Source organism: Undibacterium sp. RTI2.2 (genome assembly GCF_035018705.1).
Lineage (GTDB): Bacteria > Pseudomonadota > Gammaproteobacteria > Burkholderiales > Burkholderiaceae_D > Undibacterium.
The window spans coordinates 1-1,214 of the sequence record NZ_JASJXN010000113.1 but is presented as its reverse complement, the minus strand read 5'-3'; the positions used below and the strand labels follow the sequence as shown (position 1 = coordinate 1,214).

General features: G+C 51.6%; 1 protein-coding gene. It reads right to left on the bottom strand.

Going from position 1 to position 1,214, the window contains the following annotated elements; translation table 11 throughout:
• Positions 1-16: 16 nt before the first annotated feature.
• Positions 17-1,210, bottom strand: a complete 1,194-nt coding sequence (tuf, locus tag QN395_RS21310; RefSeq protein ID WP_322120244.1) for an elongation factor Tu — start codon at positions 1,208-1,210, stop codon at positions 17-19.
• Positions 1,211-1,214: the final 4 nt, after the last annotated feature.

Below are 1,214 nucleotides of genomic sequence, written 5' to 3'. Positions count from 1 at the left end.
ACGAACTCTGACTGAATTAATCGGCCAAGATTTTAGCAACAACACCCGCACCAACTGTACGACCGCCTTCGCGAATCGCGAAGCGCAAGCCTTCTTCCATCGCAATCGGGTTGATCAGCTTGACTGTAATAGAGACGTTGTCACCTGGCATGACCATTTCTTTATCCTTCGGCAACTCGATCGAGCCAGTTACGTCCGTTGTGCGGAAGTAGAACTGTGGACGGTAGTTGTTGAAGAATGGTGTGTGACGACCACCTTCGTCCTTGGACAAGACGTAGATTTCACCTGTGAAGTGGGCGTGCGGCTTAATGGAACCTGGCTTTGCCAACACTTGACCGCGTTGTACGTCTTCACGCTTAGTGCCGCGCAACAATACACCAACGTTGTCGCCTGCTTGACCTTGGTCGAGCAATTTGCGGAACATTTCAACGCCTGTGCAAGTTGTAACTGCAGTGTCGCTGATGCCGATGATTTCTAATGATTCGCCAACTTTGACGATACCGCGTTCGATACGGCCTGTTACGACAGTACCGCGACCGGAGATGGAGAAGACGTCTTCTACTGGCAACAGGAAGGCGCCGTCAACAGCACGTTCTGGTGTTGGGATGTAGCTGTCTAGTGCATCAGCGAGTTTCATGATGGCTTCTTCGCCCAGTGGACCTTTGTCGCCTTCGAGCGCCAATTTTGCGGAGCCTTGGATGATTGGCAGGTCGTCGCCTGGGAATTCGTATTTGGAGAGCAATTCGCGCACTTCCATTTCAACGAGTTCTAACAGTTCAGCGTCATCGACCATGTCGCATTTGTTCAGGAATACGATGATGTAGGGAACGCCAACTTGGCGTGCCAACAGGATGTGTTCACGAGTTTGTGGCATTGGACCATCTGCTGCGGAGCAAACCAAGATCGCGCCGTCCATTTGTGCTGCGCCGGTGATCATGTTTTTAACATAATCGGCATGGCCTGGGCAGTCTACGTGGGCGTAGTGACGATTGGCTGTTTCGTATTCTACGTGGGCTGTGTTGATCGTGATGCCGCGTGCTTTTTCTTCTGGCGCTGCGTCAATTTGATCGTAGGCTTTGGCTTCGCCGCCAAACTTCTTGGACAATACTGTCGCGATCGCTGCCGTCAATGTGGTTTTACCGTGATCTACGTGACCAATTGTGCCTACGTTGACGTGCGGCTTGGTGCGCTCAAACTTACCTTTTGCCATTTTA